This window comes from Clostridium sp. UBA7791, from assembly GCF_002480755.1.
In the GTDB taxonomy this organism is placed as follows: Bacteria; Bacillota; Clostridia; order Clostridiales; family Clostridiaceae; genus Clostridium_J; species Clostridium_J sulfidigenes.
This window is the reverse complement of record NZ_DLCT01000001.1, coordinates 217,095-236,382: the sequence shown is the minus strand read 5'-3', so window position 1 is coordinate 236,382 and position 19,288 is coordinate 217,095. Positions and strand designations below refer to the sequence as shown.

The window sequence follows — 19,288 nt, the reverse complement described above, 5'->3', positions numbered from 1 at the left end:
TAAAACTTTGATTTTGCTCAATATGTAAGAATTTAAAACAGTTCATTTTTACGAACGCCATTCCGTATTAACGGAATATTTATATTTAATTTTATCTATAATCATTTATATTGATATTATATTTTTTTAATTTATCATAAAAGCTGGTTTTTCCAACTTCTAATATGTTTAAACAAGCTTTAATATTTCCTTTATAAGCTCTTAAACAGTTAATTATTATTTTCTTTTCTGCTTCTTCTAAAGCAACTTTTAAACTTTCATTTATTTCTTTTGTTTCATTTTTTGTATTGTATACTAATATATCTTTAGAATAAATTACGTTAGAATCATTTAAACTTATTGTTCTCTCGAGAACATTTTCTAATTCCCTTATATTTCCTAACCAAGATAAGCACATTAATTTGTTCATTGCTTCTCTAGTCATAGTAATGGGTTCTTTTTTTAATTTCTTAGATAAATTTTTAATTAACTTGTCCACCAATATGGGTATATCTTCAATTCTATTTCTAAGAGGCTCAATGTATATAGGTATAATATTGATTCTATAATATAAATCTTCTCTAAATTCCTTTTCCTTTATTAATTGTTCAAGATTTTTATTTGTAGCACATATAATTCTGGTGTCTACCTTAATTTCTTCTATTCCTCCAATTCTATAAAAGGTTTTATTTTGTAAAAAATTAAGTAGTTTACCTTGAATCTTTAATGGCATTTCTCCTATTTCATCTAAAAATACAGTACCATTATTAGCCAATTCAAATAATCCTGGTTTACCTGACTTTCTTGAATTAGTAAATGATCCACCTTCATATCCAAAAAGCTCACTTTCCAAAAGACTTTCTGGTAAAGATGCACAATTTATGTGAAGAAACTTATTATTTTTCCTATTGCTGATATTATGAATTTCTTCTGCTAAAGTACTTTTGCCCGTTCCACTTTCCCCTAGTATTAATACCGTTGAATCTGTTTTTGATGATTTATAAGCTATTTTCTTAATATCATTTATATGGGCGCTTACCCCTTGAAACTTTTTGAAACTTCTTGCTATATTTTCATCTTCTAATAATTTTTCTGTTTTTTTAAGATTCTTTAGTAAAACATTTCTTTCTTCTATTACCTCTTTCAATTCTGTTATGTCTTCAACTCTTAATATAGCCCCAATTTTATTTTCTTCTGAATATAACGGTATAATTGATGATAATGTAGCTATACCATTAATATTCATAAATTCATTTGTTACTATATTATCTTCTTTAGCAGCACACCTATAGAATTTATCCATTTCATTATTTCTTTCATGAACATTAAAAATGAAATCTCCAATAGGATTTATAGCCTGTGCATTCTTACCTTTTTCTCTAAAAACTCTCTCTTCTAATATGTATCTTAAACTTTCATTTCTAGCTGTATAGCCCTTACTTTGATAAAATACTAGTTCATTATTTCTAATTATCACCATATGTCCAACAGCATATCTATAATTCATACTATATATTGTGTCATTTATATTTATTTCTAATATTTTTTTACTATAATCTATACTTAGCTTATACTTTAATTCCCTATATACTCCATCAAGATATACTTCCCCACTTTGATCACTTACTTCTATAATTTTGTAATTCTCATTAACATGATTATTAGAACTTTTATATGTACCAAAGGCTAAAATTGAATCTCCCTTTTTAAGGTTTTTATCATAGATACCGATCTTCTCAAAGGACTTATAATCTAGTTCCCCATCATCCTCACCAACTTTATTATCTACAATAAAAACCAGATCATCTTTTTTAAGTTTATCTGACTTATGGCTAATTTTTGTAGATTCAAATATTCCAAATATCTCCTTAGCCTTTTTATTGTAAGTTGTTATTATTCCCTCCGTATCAATAACAATAACTCCTTGTGAAATATTATCTAGTATTTCATTTAAAGCTTCACCCATAAGAACTTCCCCCATGTCTTACCCTATAAATAAACTCCAACCCAAATTTAAAAATGAGATTGGAGTTTATTTATTGTTTATTTATTAGTTAGATCTTTCTAATCCATAGATTACACATTTGTTTTTAACATTTTCTATATGAAACAAGGACTATGATTTCAATAATTCTACATGCATACAGTCTTCTAGTTCTATGTTAAAACCTAATTTTTTAGCTTCTTCTATAACTTCTTCATTAAAAGAACCTGGTTGGAACCATACATTTTTGATTCCTTTTGCTTTTATTTTAGGAAGAGCTTCTAAAGTAATTTTAGGATTAACTATTACATTTATTCCATCTATTAATTCTGGTAACTCTTCTATAGATTTATATAACTTTATTCCATCTATAGAATCATATTTAGGGTTTATTCCATAAACAGTGTATCCTCTATCCTCTAGTTCTCTAAAAATCTTGTATCCAAATCTTGTAGTATCAGTGGTAGCCCCAAGTAAAGCCCAGCGTTTTAAGTTAAGCATTTTATTCATGTTTATCACTCCTAATCTTATTTTATATATAGTTTGTTTATTTTTCATAGTTACTATTCTTTAATCCTATCATGTAGAATATATCTTTTCAATTCTAATATAGATATGTGATAACCTATTTGTCTATGATATTAGTAAATTATATAAATTTCATGTATAATATCATATATATAATAATTATAATATAGCATATTACATATAACTATATAGATAGTAATTTTTCAAATAACTATATAGATAGCAATTTTTAATAACTATCTATAGATAACTATTTTACCTTTAACTATCTGAATAGTTATTTGCTAAGAAGGAGATAATCATGAGCGGAACTTGTGAAATAAGTGCTGATATAATTGAAAAGGATTTAAAATACCTAGAACTTCTTTCTCATAATTTTCCTACAATATCAGATGCTTGTACTGAAATTATAAACTTGGAGGCAATATTAAATTTACCTAAAGGTACGGAGCACTTTTTAACGGATCTTCATGGTGAACATGAAGCTTTCCAACATGTACTTAAAAATGCTTCAGGTGTGATAAAAAGAAAAGTTAATGATATCTTTGGCAATACCCTTAGAGAATCTGAAAAAAAAGCTTTATGCACTCTTATATATTACCCTGAACAGTATATAGATATTGCCCTTGCTAAAGAAGATGACCCCGATGATTGGTATAAGATTACTCTTAATCAATTGATTCAGGTATGTAGAAATGTATCATCTAAATATACTCGTTCTAAGGTTAGAAAAGCTCTTCCTGCAGACTTTTCCTATATTATAGAGGAGCTACTTCACGAATCTGAAGCGAGACCAAATAAACAAGATTATTTTAATGGAATATTAGATACCATTATTTCCATTGGTAGAGCTAGCGATTTTATAACTGCAATTTGTAATGTTATTCAAAGGTTGACTATAGATTCTCTTCACATAGTAGGTGATATCTATGATAGAGGTCCTGGAGCTCACATAATTATGGATATTCTATGTAATTATCATTCCTATGATATTCAATGGGGAAACCATGATATACTTTGGATGGGTGCAGCAGCTGGAAATCATAGTTGCATATGTAATGTTATTAGAATTTGTACTAGATACGCTAATCTAGAAACCTTAGAGGATGGCTATGGTATAAACATTTTACCTCTAGCTCGTTTTGCTATGGATGTATACTCTAATGATCCATGTAAATCCTTTAAACCAAAGGTTACTAATGATTACTTTAAAGAAAAAGACTTAAAACTTATGGCTCAAATGCATAAGGCAATTTCTATTATACAGTTTAAATTAGAAGGTGAAATTATTAAAAGACACCCTGAATTTAATATGGATGATAGAAGACTTCTTGATAAAATTAATTATGAAAAAGGAACAATTGTTATAGGTGGTAAAGAATATGCATTAAATGATACTAACTTCCCTACTATAGATATTAATAATCCTTATAAACTGACAGATGAAGAAAAAGAATTAATGTCTAAGCTTCATAGTTCTTTCTTAAATAGTGAAAAACTTGAGAAACATGTTAGATGTCTTTACTCTAAGGGTAGCCTTTATTTAAAGAGCAATTCTAATCTTTTATATCATGCCTCCATTCCTTTAAATGAAGATGGCACTTTTAAGAATGTTAAGCTTGGAAACAAGGAATTCTGCGGTAAAGAATATTTAGATAGGGTAGATAGAATTACTAGAGAAGCATATTTTAATGAATGTGATAGCAAAAATGCTCATTATGCTTTAGATTACATGTGGTATTTATGGTGTGGCCCTGATTCACCTCTCTTTGGTAAAGATAAAATGGCTACTTTTGAAAGATATTTTATAAATGATAAGATTACTCATAAGGAAAATAAATGCCCTTACTTCAATCTTAGAGATAATGAAGAGGTTTGTAATAATATATTATTAGAATTTGGTCTTTCTCCTAAACATTCTCATATAATTAATGGACACGTACCTGTTAAAACTATTAAAGGTGAAAATCCTATAAAGGCTAATGGGAAACTTTTAGTTATAGATGGGGGATTTTCTAAGGCTTACCAACCTGAGACAGGCATTGCAGGCTATACTTTAATTTATAATTCCTATGGCCTTCAATTAGTTCAGCATGAGCCTTTTGAATCAACTCAAACAGCCATTGATGAGGGGAAAGATATCATATCTACCAACTTCATTTTAGAATTTAACTCTAGAAGGCTAAAGGTTAGAGATACTGATATAGGTACGGAGCTTATAAGTCAAATTCATTACCTTCAAATGCTTTTAAATGCCTATAGAAAAGGTATAATTAAGGAAAGAAAATAAATTAAACCAAGGGAGCTTTTTGAAATAAGCTCCCTTAAATATTTTTATAACCTTATCTTCCCAGAATCCATAACAAATTCTTTCATCATCTAAAACTACCCCTTCCTCAATGGAGTCTTTAATCAACTCAAAAGAGTTATTGAGATAATATGAAATTTCTATATCAACTGTATCTATCATATAATAAAATCTTTTATCACAGGTATTAAGCATTGAACCTGTAAAACCAATTGTTCTGATTATATGTAAAATCAAATTTTTTATAGAAATTATCCAGTCCATTATTTGCAATCAAACCAATAATAGCACCATCTATACAGTTTTTGTCAATATAGTCCATTATTTTTTCCATAATTAGTGTACCAATCTTCTGTTTTTGATAGGACGGTATAACTATTATATCTTGTATATAAAAAACCGTTCCACCATCTCCAACAATTCTTCCAAATCCAATTATCTTGTCTTGGTCTTCTATACAAACACAGTAGATCGAGTTATTCAATCCTTTTTCTATTTTGTCATGTTGTAATACCCTCCAACCAACAGAATTTCTTAAATAAATATATTCTTCAATTGAAGGTTTCCTTTCGCTTACAATAACATTTTCCATATTTAAACCCTACCCCTACATTAAATTTCAAAAATTACTGCTACATATTATACTAATATCACATACCTAACAACATCCCTTTAATTGTTCCTTTCTTTCTGCTATTAGCTTTTCTATTTCTTCCAAGTCTTCTAGTGTAGCTTTATTTTTTATAAATCCTCTAGCTGTACTTCTGCTCTTTAAGTTATTATCTTTCATTCTAACACCTCTTTATTATAATCTAATTAGATTTATTCTCCAACTATGTGTTATACAAAAGAGAAAGATGCTAGTAAGGATTTATTCCCTACTAGCTTTTAATTTTATTCTATTTTATCTTTTAGATATATACTATCTTTTTTAAAGCATCCTGAATTACTTGTGAGAAGTTTACTTTCTTTTCTTAATTTATTAAGCCATGATGATGTAATCAAAGTTTTTTATTTCTCTATTATCATATTCTTTTAATATAATTATATATGTATTTCAAAAAACTTTATTTCAAAAATAATTGATATTTGGTAAATTTTATTATATTATATAATTGCTTTAAATAAGAATTATCTAAATAAAAACAATTTACAGATTTTAAAAACAAAGGGGAATTACATATGAAAAAATTTATAAAACCTAGTATTCTTTGTATCGTTATGTTATTAAGTCTTTCATCAATTTTTTTAGGATGCAGTAAAAAGACTATTCCTATTGAACAAACTGCAAAAGCTTTTTATGACTTAGTTATTTTACAAGATAGCGCCGAATTTGAAAAACTTGGTGTGACAAATGATGAAATTACATCTATGGCAGAAATTCAAAAAAAATCAATGAATGAAGTTACTAAAGCTGGTTTTGTACAAGCTGGTCTACCTATTACTGATGAGCAGTTAGATCAAATATATAATGTTCAAATAGAAGCTTTAAGAAAATTAAAACCTACTATAGAAGTTGTTTCTAGTGATAAAGAAATATCTCAAGTTAAAATATCAACTACATATGTTAATATGGTTGAAGCAAGTACTAAAGCTGGTGATGACACTATTTCTGAAGTACAAAGCAAACAAATTTCTGATATGACTAAAGTATCAGAAATTTTCATCAAAAAAATAATTGAAAATATTAATGCATTAACTCCTTCAACTGATGTTAAATCAACTACTTTTGAATTTGAAAAAGTAAAAATGAACTTTGGTAAGAAAACTGAAGAAGTTTGGGTACCAAAGGATTCCATTTCATTTGGTAATGATTTAGCTAATATGTGTATAGGAAATAATTAATAAATTTAAATAGGCAATTTTTGTTTAAAGTAAAAAGGCTGTTGTATTTTACAATAGCCTTCTTTACATATACATAGAATTTAAAATATATGTCTTACTTTTCATTTTAAATATCTATTTTTATATTTTAATTTTATTACTTTTATTTTTTCCTTTTTGATACTAGACTAACGCCACCTATAATTGCTAATGCTCCAATTATAAGTTTATAATCAAATACCCCACCAGTCTTTGGCAAAACATTTATTATTTTATCAACAATCTTTTCTGCTTCATTTTTAACAGTGAATTTTTGTATTTCCGTAGAATTAACCTTAACTTGTAATTCTTCCTTACTTAAAATATATCCCTTAGGAGCTTTAGTTTCTTTAATAGTATAACTACCATAATCCACATCATTAAAAGCTGCAATACCATCCTTATCAGAAACTACAGTCGTTACTTCTTTGCCCACTCTGTCATATAAGGTAAATTCTGCACCTTGAAGCACTTTTCCATTCATATCAGTTTTAGTAATTACAATACTGCCCTTAATTCTGTTGTTTACCACCTCATAGCTGTATATCTCACCATCTTTGTCTACAAATACCTTTATTGTGCCTTCTGAAGCTAAATATCCTTCAGGAACTTTTGTTTCTTTTATTGTATATTCTCCATAAAGAATATCTTTAAACAACACAGTACCATCTTCTCCTGATACAAAAGTTTTAATTTCTTTACCCTCTGAATCGTATAATGTAAATTCTGCTCCTTTTAAAGGCTTCTTATCTTGATCTAATTTTTTAACTTGAATCGAAGCTCTAATTCTTGTGTTAGACACACTTTCAGGATTTGCTTTTACAGTTTTATCATTTTCAGTTATATTAGCAGTTAGTACTTCCTCTAGAATAACATATCCCTCTGGAGCTTTTGTTTCCTTTATAGTGTACTTGCCATACTCTACATTTTCAAATTGTACTTTTCCATTTTCATCACTTATAGCTGTTGCTATAGGATTTTCAAACTTTGTATCAACTTCTTTATAAATCTTGAATTCTGCTCCTTGTAATGGGTTTTTATCTTCGTCTAGCTTAGTAAACTCTATACTTCCTCTAATTTTTGTATTAGATATACTTTCAGGGTTCGCTTTTACTACCTTTCCATCTTCAGTTATGATAGCAGTTAGTATTTCGCTTGAAAGAAGATATCCTTCCGGAGCTTTTGATTCTTTTATAGTGTACTCTCCATACTCTACATTTTCAAATTGTACTTTTCCACTTTCATCACTTATAGCTGTTGCTATAGGATTTTCAAACTTTGTATCTATTTCTTTATAAAGTTTGAATTTCGCTCCTTGTAATGGGTTCTTATCTTCTCCTAGTTTAGTAAACTCTATGCTTCCTCTGATTTTTGTATTCGAAATACTTTCAGGGTTTGCTTTAACTAATTTACCATTTTCGGCTATAATAGCAGTTAGCGCTTCCTCTGAAATAACATACCCTTCTGGAGCTTTTGATTCTTTTATAGTGTACTTACCATACTCTACATTTTCAAATTGTACTTTTCCACTTTCATCACTTATAGCTGTTGCTATAGGAGCTTCAAACTTTGTATCCATTTCTTTATAAAGCTTAAACTCTGCTCCTTGTAATGGGTTTTTGTCTTCACCTAATTTATTAAACTCTATATTTCCTCTAATTTTTGTATTAGATATACTTTCAGGGTTTGCTTTTACTATCTTTCCATTTTCAGTGATAATAGCAGTTAGTATTTTCCCTGAAGGTATATATCCTTCTGGAGCTTTTGTTTCTTTTATTGCATACTCTCCATACTCCACATTTTTGAAATTTACTTTTCCATTTTCGTCACTTATAGCTATTGCTATAGGATTTGAATAGGAAGTGTCTGAAATCATATAGAGAGTAAACTCAGCTCCCTCAAGAGGGATATTATTTTCACCAGTTTTAAAGAATTCAATTTCACCTTTAATCTTTTCATCTTTATAATTATATGTTATATTCTTTTCATCTTTAGTATTTTTAAGTTGAAATTTATACAATTCACTACTTAATGTATATCCTGTTGGAGCAACCTTTTCTCTAACGTAATAGTCTATATCAAACTTCAATTTACTAAATACAATCTCTCCAGTTAAGTCTGTTGGTTCTGAAGTTTTTATAACATTTTCATACTTATCAAGAAGTTCAAATACAGCTCCTTCCAGTTTAATGTTTTCGTTATTTTTATCTACTTTTGCAACCTTAATGCTACCAGTTTCGCCAACTCCACCACCGCCAGCACCTTGGAATATAACATCAACATTTCCTGAAGAAGAAGTTCCCTCTATTCCTGTACCTTTAAAGGATATAGCGTTAGTAAATGGTGACTTACTTTTGTCCACTACATCAGTTCTAAAGGTTAAAATATATGCTTCTTCAGTTGGAGAAGGTAATATAAAGGTAAACTCTCTTGTTTCAGCATTATATTTTACATTGCTTTGATTTAAAACAACCTCTTCCCCTTTTTCAAGGTTTCCATCAGGTTTTAAAATCTGCTTATACAGTTTTATAGATGTGGTATCAAGTTCAAGTCCCTCTTGAAGGATATCTGTTAAAGCTGCATCCTTAATTAATATTTTGTTAGAGTTAATGGTTACATTCCAATCAATATAAGAATTACCTCTTTCATAGATAGCTTTTTTATCTATTAAAGTACTTTTTATAGTACCTTTTCCTGTACTTTCTACACCTCCAGGCACTAAATCAGTTATTAGCTTTGCAGTATTCTCAACCTGCTTTTCTCCATTAGTGTTAAATATAGAGGTATCTGTAATTTTAGTCTTAAAAGTTATTATTTGCTCATCTTTGATTTCACTAGGGAAATTATATCTTAAGGTTTTGGCAGTTTCATCATAAACATAATTTGATGGCTCTGCAAGAATTCCATTAATCAAAACAGAATTAGGGACAAACTCCTGCCCACCCTTAATATTATCTATTATATAAGCATTAGGAAGAATCATTTTATTTTTATTAACTACAATCTTCCAGGTAATTTCTCTTGTTATATAATCATAATCACTACTAGACTTATTTATAACTTCACTTTTTAAATACTGCCAATTAGAAGCATTAGATTCTTTAATATTGTCCCCTGTTAATCTAGCTTCATTGTAATAATTTTGATTATTGTAACTATATCCTTCCATATTTCCTGCATAAACCTTGGGATCTGTTACTTTTGTTCTAAAGGTTACTGTATAAGTTTCGTTAATATTACCATTAAAGGTATAAGTTAATGTTCCAGTTTTATTAGCATCACTCTCTGCTGCTTTCACATAGTTAAAGCTTCCTCCTGGAACCTCTTTATCTATAGTAGCAGAACCCTCTACATACTCTTTTCCTAATCTTATTTCATCAGTAACCACTGGATTTTTTATTGCTATCTTATTACTATTTATAGTAACCTTCCAAGTAATTTCTCCTGTAGCTGGATTATATCCTGCGCCTTGTTTAGAAATAATGCTAGTAGGTACTCCAACACCCTTTTCATCTGAAGCATCGCTTGGTACTCCATCACCAGTTAAAGTTGCTTTATTGTTATAGGTTTTCCCTGTATTGGAATTAAAAGCATCTCCATCAGTTACATCTGTTGAAAATTGGATTATATGTGGCTCATTAATAGCACTTGGGAAAGTATAGGTAAATTTTTGTCCAACTAAAGAGTAATTATCCTCAGTTTGGTTTCCATCCATCTTAACAGTACCATCTACAAAAGTTAACCCTTCTGGTATATCATCAGTAACTACAGCATTGGGAATATTTTGAGCATTCTTATTTATATAAATAGTCCAATTAATTCTCTTTGCCTCTACATCGTACTTTCCATCTTTTCTAATAAAGTCTGTATAAATAGCTACTGATGCCTCATTAGATTCTATAAAAGTTCCATCATGATTAAAGATTGCTTTATTCTTCTCATATACTGTAGCTCCCTCAGATTTAAAAACTTCTGGATTTACTACCTTAGTTTTAAAGGTAATTACTTGCTCTGTTTCTATTACACTTGGGAATTTATAAGTTAATCTATTATTGTTATAATCATAGTTATAATTTGCTGTATCTGCACTAACTCCATTTATAGTAACAGAACCAGGTATAAATTGTTGTCCCACTGAAATGTTGTCCACAATATCAGCATCATTAACCGTGACTCCTTCTGTATTCACAATTACTTTCCAAGTAATCTCATTTTTAGAAGGGTCATAACTTCCGTACTTTATAGCAGAAGCATCAGGAACTTCCGGTTGTTCAAAGTTTACGTTAATTATAACAGAAGAAGAATTTCCTCCAATTTCAAATGTAATAGGTACTGGACTAGGTCCTCCTATTTGGTCAGGATCAAATTGAGTATCAATAAAAAAGAATCCTTGAACATTGGAATTATTCTCTGCAAATTCATTAAACGTAATGGTAACATTACCATCAGTTTCTATTTTAACATTTGCAATTGTATCACCATTATCAAGAGTAATAGGGAAATTTAGTATACTTATTATTTGGATTTCCTTAGGTATTTTCAAAGTATAAGTATCACCATTTTTTACCGTCCCCTGATTTGGTATAGTAAACTTATAGGTTAGTTTTACCTCTTCATTTTTACTTATGGGATTTGATGACTCATTTATAGGATTCCCATCATTACCTGTTAATCTTACTTCAGTAATAAATGGGAAATCTCCTGTAATATCCATAGCACTAGCTTGCATTGTAGGAACAATATTTAAAACTTGACAAACTACAATAACTAAAGCCATAAAAATAGATAATCTCTTCTTTATCTTAGGTGCAGACATAAATTTCTTCTTTTTCATAATTCTCCTCCTTAATAATTTTTTTCAATAAAAAAAGACCGACCCTATACCAATCTTATATAAATATAAGATTGGTTATAAAGGTCGGTTGCACTACTTACTCCATATATACAAAGTGCCCAAATTAGTATATACTTCAATGTTTCCTTAAAACTATTAGTAAATTGTATTTAATATTTTATGGAACAAAATTAAATCAATCTATGCTTAAATATAAAAACAGATAGTTTCTTCTTTAGTTTGGGTATGGATTTAAATTTCTTTTTTAATCTTCCTCCTTAATAATTTTTTGTAATAAAAAAAACGACCCCATACCAATCTTATATAAATATAAGATTGGTTATAAAGGTCGGTTGCACTACTAACTCCGTATATACAAAGTGCCCAAATTAGTATATACTTCAGTGTTTCCTTAAAACTATTAATAAATTGCATTAAATGGTTTGCAAATAGAGCCAATCAACTTAATATTTGTTATTATTTAATATATTTTACCACTTAAGTATAACTCTTTGTTTAGTATTTGTCTATACACTTTTAGGTTTTTATACTAATATTTTCTATATCCAAGTTTTAAACTTATATAACTAAAACCGACCCCATGCAATCTTATATAAATATAAGATTGCTTATAAAGGTCGGTTGCACTACTAACTCCATATATACAAAGTGCCCAAATTAGTATATACTTCAGAATTTCTGTAAAACTTATAATTAATTAATCTACTATTTTATAAGAGGATATTAGCACAAGTATATATAACAGTCAACAATTTAATTACATTAAATACATAATTATCTATAAATATGACTAAAAATAATATATGTATGTTTATTGTTTTAACATACAATTTTATACATTAACAATATTATATTTTTACCTAAAAACAATAGGCATGAAACATTGATAACTCAAGCTTCACACCTATTTGAAATTTATAATATTATAATTAGGGGATAATTATAAGTATTAACTTTATTATTCTACTACTAAAGTAGCTTGCATTGTTTGACCCTTTCTTACGAATTCTATAGGAATACTATCTCCATCACTGTAGGCTTCTTTTTCCTTATTTAATTCTTCAACGGTCTTAACAGTTTTCTTACCTATTTTAGTAATTACATCTCCAGGTTGTAGTCCTCCCTTTTGTGCTATACTAAAATCTTCAATACTTTGAATATATATACCTACAGGTAAATTATATTGTTTTGATAAATCTTCAGTTATATTTCTAACTGCTATACCAAACTTTATTTTTTGTTTTACTAAGGCATCTAATTTTTCAGTGGCATCATTTATTGGAATTGCAAAACCTATTCCCTCTACTCCAGTAGAGCCTATCTTAGCTGTATTTATACCTATAACTTCACCTTGAGAATTTATTAATGGTCCTCCACTATTCCCTGGATTTATAGCAGTATCTGTTTGGATAAGGTTCATTTTCTCTCCACCTTCAGTTAAAGCTACTCCTCTATTAACAGCACTTATAATTCCTGTTGTTACAGAGCCTAGATATTCTTTTCCAAGTGGATTTCCTATGGCTATAACTTGTTCTCCTGCTTGAAGACTATCAGAATCTCCTAGTTCTACTTTACCTGGCATTTCAACATCATCAGTAATCTTAACAACTGCTAAATCTGCATCTTCCTGATAGTTTACAACCTTAGCACTTACTTCTTTACCTGTGCTAAAGATAACTTTAACTTGACTAGCATTTTTAACTACATGATAGTTTGTAAGTACATAACCATCATCTGAAAAAATAAATCCTGAGCCAATGCCTTCTTGTTCACCCATATCAAATCCAAATACATTAGTTGAAACTGAAGTGGTTGATACACCAACTACAGCTGGGGAAACCTTTGCTACTACTTCTGGTATATTCATACTGCTTATAGGATTAATATTTGTTGTTGTTCCACCGTTATTTGTTTTTGATTTAGCTTCCTTAATTGCTGATTGTATAGTGCCTCTCATAGCTCCATAAGTAACACCTGTACCAATTGCTCCTCCTAATATAGAACATATTAGAGCTATAGCTATATATGATTTAGCTGAACCTTTACCTTTATTCTTTTTATCTTTTTTCTTTTTTTCTTCTTCTTCTTGCAATGATGAAGCATTAACTTCATTCAATTTTAAGTCATCATTTGTTGTATATTCTACATCTTGAATCACAGTGTAGTTTATATTGTCACTAGTATTATTGTCATTATTATCTTTATTAATACCGGTGTTTTCATTTAAGTTATTATTGCTATTAATTTCATTATTATTTAATTCATTATTGTTTATATCTTTATCCATATTAAATCTTCCCCCTTATTAAAAGTTAAGTTGTTTACTATTCTTATCTATATATATTATTATCAACACTTATGTGTCAGTTAAGTGACTAAAATATGAATGAATTCTTAATTGTCCTTAAAGGATTAAAATTTAAAAATACCTATATGTAAATATAATATTCTAAAAAACTACTAAAGCCTTATAGCTTCAGTAGTTTCCTATGTGAACCCTAAATTAACTTAGAGGAAGAATAAATTCTTCCTCTAAGAAATATTAATATAATCTTTTCTTAGCATAATCTCCGTAATCATTACCATGATCACTCATGTCTACTTCATCTATAATGGAGTCAAAGTCAATTTCACTTTCGCTTTTTATATCTTCATTTAAATCATCAAAAGCAATTTCTTCACTAGTCTCCATATTGTAACTTCTTCGACTTTTTGTCTTTGCAGCTTCAATCTCAGCTTCTCTTACATTTTCCCAAACTGAATCAGACATAGGGGTTATGCTTCTAAAATCACCAAAATAGTTATGTGTATCTGGTGGATATATTGGTCTTGATTTATCATTACTCATATTATATCGCCCTCCTCAATCACTTTACTATAGTGTGTATTAAGGAGTTAATTTTTATGTATGAGTATTATAAATGTTAGAATTTTTTATTTTTCTGCATAAAGAGTTATTATCTTAACTATAGTTTCTACTGCCTTTTCCATAGAATCTACAGGAATGAACTCAAATTTTCCGTGGAAGTTATGTCCACCTGTAAATATGTTTGGTGTTGGAAGTCCCATGAAGGATAATCTTGCTCCATCAGTACCTCCTCTTATAGGAACTATAATTGGCTCGATAGCAAGAGCTTTCATTGCTTCAACAGCTGTGTCTACTACATGAATTACAGGTTCTACTTTTTCTTTCATGTTGTAGTATTGATCTTTTACTGAAATTTCTATAGTGCCTGCACCATATTTTTTATTAATAAGTTCTACTATTTCTTTAATTAAAGTTTTCTTTTCTTCAAAGGTATTTCTAAAGAAATCTCTTATGATATAAGACATAGTAGTCTTTTCTACAGTTCCTACCATATCACAAAGCATGAAGAAGCCTTCATATCCTTCTGTGTATTCTGGTCTTGCATTAACAGGTAATAATCCATTTAACTCCATAGCTATTTGCTGAGCATTTACCATTTTATTTTTAGCACTTCCTGGATGAACATTTCTTCCGTTAATAACTATTTCAACACCAGCAGCATTGAAGTTCTCATATTCGATTTCTCCAACAGCTCCCCCATCTACAGTGTAAGCAAAGTCTGCAGCAAATTTTTCTACATCAAAGTGATCTGCACCTTCTCCAATTTCTTCATCTGGAGTAAATCCAACTTTAATTGTACCATGTTTTATATCTGGATTTGCAATTAAATATTCCATAGCAGTAACAATTTCTGATATACCAGCTTTGTCGTCTGCTCCTAATAATGTAGTTCCATCTGTTGTGATAAGAGTTTTACCTATATAGTCGTTTAATTCAGGAAAATCTACTGGAGATAAAACTGTATTTGCATTTAATTTAATATCTCCACCTTCATAATTTACCATTTGAGGCTTAACATCTTTACCTGAATAATCTGGAGCAGTATCCATATGAGATATAAACCCAATAGTTGGTATTTTTTTATCTGTATTAGCAGGCAATGTAGCCATTACGTAATTGTTTTCATCAATAGTAACATCACTCATTCCGATTTTTTTTAATTCTTCAAATAAAACTTCACCTAAAACTCTTTGGCTAGCAGTACTTGGAGTTGTTCCCGTAGAATCACTTGATTGTGTATCATACTTAGCATATCCTAAAAATCTTTCTATAACTTTTGACATAATATCGCCGCCTTTTTTAAATTTTATAAATATTTCATATTGTTTATCATATTTATTTTGTCTCATAACCCTAGTATATAAAACTCTAATTTTTTTTACAAGTTAATAAATTGTATATATCTACTATTTATCAATTTTATTTGTTATAATAATCATGAACAAGTTATATCTATTCGATGCTAACATAATGTATTATATTGAATAATTTTAATTTAATACAATACATTCTAATTTATAAAAGACAAAATTTAGTTATAAGTAATTGGAGGGTAAGATAATATGTTAGATTTTAATAAAGCCTTAAGCTTTGAGGAGTATGTAGAAAAACAACATGCCAAATATGGAAATATCCAAGATAAAACCTATGCAGACACTGAACTTTCTAGTGATACTAAGGAAGAAATAAAAAAACTAGACAAGGTTGTTCATGCTGCAATATTTACAGAAGGTTTTTGCCCTGATTGTATCGTAACTATTCCTTTCGTACAAAAACTTTCAGAAGAAAACCAAAACTTAAAGGTTCATTTATTTCCTAGAACAGGCTACGAAGGTTTTCTTGAAGAAGCAGTAGGCTGCAAAAGTATTCCTGCAGTAATCACTTTTACTGAAGAAATGGATCCTAAGGGTGCCTATGTAGAAATGCCTAAGGAGTTATTTAGAAAACTTCCTGTAATCTCTAATGATGAGAGAAAAGTTCTTGTTGCAGAATATAGATCCGGAAAATACAATGATTTAATAGAAAAAGACCTTTTAGATATAATACTCTAATTTTGTGATACATTTTAAAACTCATTCCTATATTTATTCATATATGGATGAGTTTTTTGTATTAATATTATATATGTTAATTATTAATGGGGTGATATTATGGGTTATAAAACAGAAATAATAACAAAGGATAAAATAAAAACTTCTAATTGGAGTGGGGGAACTACTAATGAAATATATATTTATCCTAAAGACTCTAATTACAAAGATTTAAACTTTAAATGGAGAATTAGTTCTGCCACTGTAGAGTTAGAACACTCCACCTTCACTAATCTTCCAAAAGTTTATAGATATATAACAACTTTGGAGGGTTCCATGGATGTTTGTCACAATAAAGGTCCTCTAATTCACTTAGAACCTTTTGAAGTTCATGGATTTTCTGGAGATGTAAACACAGAAAGCTTTGGAACTGTTACAGACTTTAATTTAATGATAGGACCTGGATGTGATGGGGTAATGAATGCACTAACTTTAAGTGAAGGTTCTTTACTAAAGCTGAATTTAAACAAAAGGAAAAACAGATACTCTTATCATAATTATATATTTTTCTCACCTAATTCAGACCTAACCCTTACAATAGATGGGAACAATATATCTCTACCTAAAAATCACACCTTAATCATAGAAAGTTGTGAAAAGGATAGCCTTTCTTCTATAGAAATTGCCTCCTCACAACCTTGCAATATCATTAGTATAGAAGTAGGCTTTTAAAAGTTATTTATTCAAATCTATGGCTCTGTTGAAAATTACAGTGATAAAATATAAATCTAATTTTTATAAAGTATGGAGCATGTACTTTAATATAGGTACATGCTCCATATTTTTAGTCTCTACAGACTTGCTACTCCCATTTCTCTTGCTATTCTCATAACTTCCTCTGCTACTTTGCCTGACACTCTCTTGTCTAAGGCATTTGGGATTATGTTTTCTTCATTTAATTCTTCTTCTGGAATTAGGTTTGCTAAAGCTCTTGCTGCAGCTAACTTCATTTCATCGTTTATTTCTGTTGCTCTAACTGTAAGAGCTCCCTTAAATATACCAGGGAATACTAGAACATTATTAATTTGATTAGCAAAATCTGAACGGCCTGTTGCTATTACTCTAGCTCCCCCTAATTTAGCTTCATCTGGCATTATTTCTGGAGTTGGGTTAGCCATAGCAAAGATGATTGCATCCGAATTCATAGTTTTTACATCTTCTGAATTTATCATATTAGGTCCAGATACTCCTATAAACACATCAGCTCCTACTAAAACTTCTTTTAATGAACCTGATTCTTTATTTTTATTAGTAACCTTTGCTATTTGCTCATGAGACTCAAATAAACAGTTACCACCATCATAAATAGCACCCTTCCTATCACACATGATAATATTTTCTGCTCCCGCCTTTAAAAGCAATTTACAGATAGCAATTCCAGCAGAACCAGCGCCATTTATTATTATTTTAACATCTTTAATATTCTTCTTAGTTAACTTTAATGCATTATATAAACCTGATAATACAACTACTGCAGTTCCATGTTGGTCATCGTGGAATACAGGAATATTTAACTCTCTTTTTAAAGTTTCTTCTATATAAAAACATTCAGGAGCCTTTATATCTTCAAGGTTTATTCCTCCGAATACAGGACATATTAATTTTACAGTTTTTATTACTTCTTCTGGGTCTTCACTGTCAATACATATTGGGAAAGCATCTACTCCAGCAAATTCCTTAAATAATAATGCCTTTCCTTCCATTACTGGAATTGAAGCTTCTGCTCCTATATTTCCAAGTCCTAATACTGCTGTTCCATTTGATACTATAGCTACAGTATTAGATTTTATTGTATAATCATAAACCTTATCTCTATCCTTAGATATTTCAATGCAAGGCTCTGCAACTCCGGGAGTATACGCTATAGATAAGTCTTCTCTTGTATTAACAGGAATTTTACTTATAACCTCTAGTTTTCCCTTCTTCTCCTTGTGCATTTTTAAAGATTGTTCACCATATGACATAATTAAATCCTCCTAATTAAAATAATCTATTTTTTTGAAGATGCCTTATTTAAGTAATCACAATAAGGTGCTATAGGACATTCATGACACTTTGGCTTTCTAGCAGCACATATTTTTCTTCCATGCCAAATAATATAATGATGTGCATCACTCCACATGTTCTTTGGTATGTACTTCATAAGTTTTTCTTCAACAATTTCTACATTATCTCCAGGTGCAAAACCTGTTCTATTAGAAATTCTAAACACATGGGTATCTACAGCTATAGCAGGCACTCCAAAAGCATTAGATAAAACCACATTAGCCGTTTTCCTACCTACTCCTGGAAGGGCTATAAGTTCTTCCATAGTTCTTGGAACTTGACCATTATGTTTTTCTACAATGGATTTACATGCCCCTAATATATTTTTACTTTTATTTTTATAGAATCCACAACTATGAATCTTTTTACCTAATTCTTCTTCACTTAAAGTTAGTATAGCCTGTGGAGTATTATACTCCTTATATAATTCCTTTGTAACTATGTTAACTCGCTCATCTGTACATTGAGCAGAAAGTATAGTTGATACTAAAAGTTCAAAGGGTGTTCTAAAATCTAACCCGCAGGCAGCTCCTCTATAGGTCTCTTCTAATATTTCTAAAATTTTCTTTCGTTTTTCTTTATTCATAAAATCACCTCAATAAATTTCAATGATTGTAGTATTCCTAGTTAGTTCACTTCTATTATATCAGATTTTTATTATTTTACTTAATTAAATAAGAGTTTAATTAGTATGTATTTATTTATAAAAGAATAATATTATTTTATAAACAAATACTATAAAAAACTTAATACAATAAGGAGGATT

At 29.3% G+C, this 19,288-nt stretch carries 15 protein-coding genes and 3 riboswitches; of the genes, 4 read left to right on the top strand and 11 right to left on the bottom strand.

The annotated features are described in order from the left end of the window. Positions 1-91: 91 nt before the first annotated feature. Positions 92-1,945: a sigma-54 interaction domain-containing protein gene (locus B3Z56_RS01165; protein WP_346878082.1), complete on the bottom strand. Its 1,854-nt coding sequence runs from the start codon at positions 1,943-1,945 to the stop codon at positions 92-94. Between the two features lie 150 nt (positions 1,946-2,095). Then, entirely contained in the window at positions 2,096-2,473 is a 378-nt protein-coding gene (locus B3Z56_RS01160) for a CoA-binding protein (RefSeq protein WP_346847094.1), read from the bottom strand. A gap of 319 nt (positions 2,474-2,792) precedes the next feature. Between B3Z56_RS01160 and B3Z56_RS01155 the strand changes: the two genes are divergently transcribed. Continuing rightward, positions 2,793-4,781: a fructose-1,6-bisphosphatase gene (locus tag B3Z56_RS01155; RefSeq protein ID WP_346847093.1), complete on the top strand. Its 1,989-nt coding sequence runs from the start codon at positions 2,793-2,795 to the stop codon at positions 4,779-4,781. Here B3Z56_RS01155 and B3Z56_RS01150 read toward each other — a convergent pair. The 3 genes from B3Z56_RS01150 to B3Z56_RS01140 all read right to left on the bottom strand — a co-directional run bounded on the left by B3Z56_RS01150 (position 4,740) and on the right by B3Z56_RS01140 (position 5,589). Further along, positions 4,740-4,961, bottom strand: coding sequence for a hypothetical protein (locus B3Z56_RS01150; protein WP_346878081.1), 222 nt, complete (start codon positions 4,959-4,961; stop codon positions 4,740-4,742). The genes B3Z56_RS01155 and B3Z56_RS01150 overlap by 42 nt on opposite strands. Positions 4,962-4,986: 25 nt before the next feature. Further along, positions 4,987-5,391, bottom strand: a complete 405-nt coding sequence (locus tag B3Z56_RS01145) for a GNAT family N-acetyltransferase (RefSeq protein ID WP_346847091.1) — start codon at positions 5,389-5,391, stop codon at positions 4,987-4,989. A 66-nt stretch (positions 5,392-5,457) separates the two neighbouring features. Next, entirely contained in the window at positions 5,458-5,589 is a 132-nt protein-coding gene (locus tag B3Z56_RS01140) for a hypothetical protein (RefSeq protein ID WP_346847435.1), read from the bottom strand. A gap of 392 nt (positions 5,590-5,981) precedes the next feature. On the opposite strand from B3Z56_RS01140, the gene B3Z56_RS01135 reads away from it, so the two are divergent. Then, entirely contained in the window at positions 5,982-6,644 is a 663-nt protein-coding gene (locus B3Z56_RS01135) for a hypothetical protein (RefSeq protein WP_346847090.1), read from the top strand. Positions 6,645-6,786: 142 nt separating this feature from the next. Here the strand turns inward: B3Z56_RS01135 and B3Z56_RS01130 are convergent, their stop codons facing one another. The 4 genes from B3Z56_RS01130 to pepT all read right to left on the bottom strand — a co-directional run bounded on the left by B3Z56_RS01130 (position 6,787) and on the right by pepT (position 15,669). Next, positions 6,787-11,496, bottom strand: a complete 4,710-nt coding sequence (locus tag B3Z56_RS01130; RefSeq protein ID WP_346878080.1) for a SpaA isopeptide-forming pilin-related protein — start codon at positions 11,494-11,496, stop codon at positions 6,787-6,789. 73 nt (positions 11,497-11,569) lie between these two features. Beyond that, a riboswitch (cyclic di-GMP riboswitch) is annotated at positions 11,570-11,651 on the bottom strand. A gap of 183 nt (positions 11,652-11,834) precedes the next feature. Further along, a riboswitch (cyclic di-GMP riboswitch) is annotated at positions 11,835-11,916 on the bottom strand. 207 nt (positions 11,917-12,123) lie between these two features. Further along, positions 12,124-12,206, bottom strand: a riboswitch (cyclic di-GMP riboswitch). A gap of 269 nt (positions 12,207-12,475) precedes the next feature. Further along, the gene (locus tag B3Z56_RS01125) at positions 12,476-13,804 is read right to left on the bottom strand and encodes a S1C family serine protease (protein ID WP_346878079.1); all 1,329 of its coding nucleotides are present in this window, start codon (positions 13,802-13,804) and stop codon (positions 12,476-12,478) included. 255 nt (positions 13,805-14,059) lie between these two features. Then, positions 14,060-14,365: a hypothetical protein gene (locus tag B3Z56_RS01120; RefSeq protein ID WP_346847087.1), complete on the bottom strand. Its 306-nt coding sequence runs from the start codon at positions 14,363-14,365 to the stop codon at positions 14,060-14,062. Between the two features lie 86 nt (positions 14,366-14,451). Beyond that, a complete protein-coding gene (gene pepT, locus B3Z56_RS01115) occupies positions 14,452-15,669 on the bottom strand; it encodes a peptidase T (RefSeq protein WP_346878118.1) in 1,218 nt (405 codons plus the stop codon). Positions 15,670-15,948: 279 nt separating this feature from the next. Between pepT and B3Z56_RS01110 the strand changes: the two genes are divergently transcribed. Both B3Z56_RS01110 and B3Z56_RS01105 read left to right on the top strand, forming a co-directional pair. Next, positions 15,949-16,437: a thioredoxin family protein gene (locus tag B3Z56_RS01110; RefSeq protein WP_346877632.1), complete on the top strand. Its 489-nt coding sequence runs from the start codon at positions 15,949-15,951 to the stop codon at positions 16,435-16,437. Between the two features lie 99 nt (positions 16,438-16,536). Next, on the top strand, positions 16,537-17,148 hold the full coding sequence (locus B3Z56_RS01105) for a HutD family protein (protein WP_346878078.1): 612 nt from the start codon (positions 16,537-16,539) through the stop codon (positions 17,146-17,148). A 119-nt stretch (positions 17,149-17,267) separates the two neighbouring features. On the opposite strand, the gene B3Z56_RS01100 is transcribed toward B3Z56_RS01105, so the two are convergent. Then, positions 17,268-18,440: an NAD(P)-dependent malic enzyme gene (locus tag B3Z56_RS01100; RefSeq protein ID WP_346878077.1), complete on the bottom strand. Its 1,173-nt coding sequence runs from the start codon at positions 18,438-18,440 to the stop codon at positions 17,268-17,270. 26 nt (positions 18,441-18,466) lie between these two features. Next, the gene (nth, locus tag B3Z56_RS01095; protein WP_346878076.1) at positions 18,467-19,108 is read right to left on the bottom strand and encodes an endonuclease III; all 642 of its coding nucleotides are present in this window, start codon (positions 19,106-19,108) and stop codon (positions 18,467-18,469) included. Positions 19,109-19,288 lie beyond the last annotated feature (180 nt).

Coding starts and splice junctions, on each gene's coding strand:
- B3Z56_RS01165 (WP_346878082.1), bottom strand. CDS start 1,945: ATGGGTGAAGCTTTAAATGAAATACTAGATAATATTTCACAAGGAGTT.
- B3Z56_RS01160 (WP_346847094.1), bottom strand. CDS start 2,473: ATGAATAAAATGCTTAACTTAAAACGCTGGGCTTTACTTGGGGCTACC.
- B3Z56_RS01155 (WP_346847093.1), top strand. CDS start 2,793: ATGAGCGGAACTTGTGAAATAAGTGCTGATATAATTGAAAAGGATTTA.
- B3Z56_RS01150 (WP_346878081.1), bottom strand. CDS start 4,961: ATGATAGATACAGTTGATATAGAAATTTCATATTATCTCAATAACTCT.
- B3Z56_RS01145 (WP_346847091.1), bottom strand. CDS start 5,391: ATGGAAAATGTTATTGTAAGCGAAAGGAAACCTTCAATTGAAGAATAT.
- B3Z56_RS01140 (WP_346847435.1), bottom strand. CDS start 5,589: ATGAAAGATAATAACTTAAAGAGCAGAAGTACAGCTAGAGGATTTATA.
- B3Z56_RS01135 (WP_346847090.1), top strand. CDS start 5,982: ATGAAAAAATTTATAAAACCTAGTATTCTTTGTATCGTTATGTTATTA.
- B3Z56_RS01130 (WP_346878080.1), bottom strand. CDS start 11,496: ATGAAAAAGAAGAAATTTATGTCTGCACCTAAGATAAAGAAGAGATTA.
- B3Z56_RS01125 (WP_346878079.1), bottom strand. CDS start 13,804: ATGGATAAAGATATAAACAATAATGAATTAAATAATAATGAAATTAAT.
- B3Z56_RS01120 (WP_346847087.1), bottom strand. CDS start 14,365: ATGAGTAATGATAAATCAAGACCAATATATCCACCAGATACACATAAC.
- pepT (WP_346878118.1), bottom strand. CDS start 15,669: ATGTCAAAAGTTATAGAAAGATTTTTAGGATATGCTAAGTATGATACA.
- B3Z56_RS01110 (WP_346877632.1), top strand. CDS start 15,949: ATGTTAGATTTTAATAAAGCCTTAAGCTTTGAGGAGTATGTAGAAAAA.
- B3Z56_RS01105 (WP_346878078.1), top strand. CDS start 16,537: ATGGGTTATAAAACAGAAATAATAACAAAGGATAAAATAAAAACTTCT.
- B3Z56_RS01100 (WP_346878077.1), bottom strand. CDS start 18,440: ATGTCATATGGTGAACAATCTTTAAAAATGCACAAGGAGAAGAAGGGA.
- nth (WP_346878076.1), bottom strand. CDS start 19,108: ATGAATAAAGAAAAACGAAAGAAAATTTTAGAAATATTAGAAGAGACC.